1 protein-coding gene is annotated in these 988 nt (G+C 68.3%); it reads left to right on the forward strand.

Annotation, left to right across the window (positions count from 1 at the left end; genetic code table 11):
- A partial coding sequence (locus RMZ43_RS35895) for a zincin-like metallopeptidase domain-containing protein (protein WP_428851011.1) occupies window positions 1–988 on the forward strand: 988 nt, incomplete at both ends.

Below are 988 nucleotides of genomic sequence, written 5' to 3' on the forward strand. Positions count from 1 at the left end.
GAGATCGCCTCCATGATCGTCGGCGACGAGCTGGGCATCGGCCACGATCCGGGCCAGCACGCCGCCTATGTGGGTTCCTGGATCAAGGCGCTGCAAGACGAGCCGCTGGAGGTGTTCCGCGCGGCCGCCGACGCCGAGAAGATTCACGACTACGTGCTGGCCTTCGAGCAGAAGCAGGTTCAGGAGCAAGACCAGCAGCAGGGCCAGGCCCAGGACGAAGCCGTGGCCCAGGCGCTGGCCGTGGACATTGCCGAAGTCCTGGACAACCCGGACGTGACTTTCAGCCACTACCAGGCATTCCAGGGCGACACCCTGGAAGACGCCTTGCGCAGCCGTGGCCTCGAAACCGTGGGCAGCATCACCGGCACCGACCCGGAGCAGTTCTACGCCGTCGCGCATGATCGGCTGTCGCCAGTGTTCGGCATCGACCCGAGCCACACCGACACCGATAACGCCTACCTGGAGCGCAAGGGCCTGGCGCAAGAGTTCGCCAACATGGCCGAACAGCTCCACCTCGCGCAGCAGCTCCAGCAGCACGGCGAACAGATCGTGTCGCGCATGGACGCCGAAGCCCGATGGAGCGACGGCCAGCGCATCTTTGCGTTCCACGACCAGGACGGCGAACCCCACCAGGTTCGCACCCTGGACGAGCTGAACAACTACGCGCCCGACCAGTTGATGTCCCTGCCGGCGCTGACCCAGCAGCAAGCGGCCGTCGCAGACCAGGAGGCGAACATGACCCCACCGACCAACGACCAGGTGGCCGCCCTGCTGGCCGCCCACCCTGCCGACGCGGTGCAGGGCATCGAGCAGGCCGCCGCCGCGCGCCGGCAGCTCGCCGCCGGCAAAATCGACGGCCAGGCGTTCGCCGACGCGACCCGTCAACACCTTGGCGTTGAGCTGCCGCCGGACTGGAGCGGCGAGCTGCGCATCGTCGGCGTGGCCGAGCAGGACGGCCAGACCGTGGATGCCGCCCAGGCCGGCATCG

This window comes from Nostoc sp. CmiVER01 (assembly GCF_034531135.2).
GTDB lineage: Bacteria > Cyanobacteriota > Cyanobacteriia > Cyanobacteriales > Nostocaceae > Nostoc.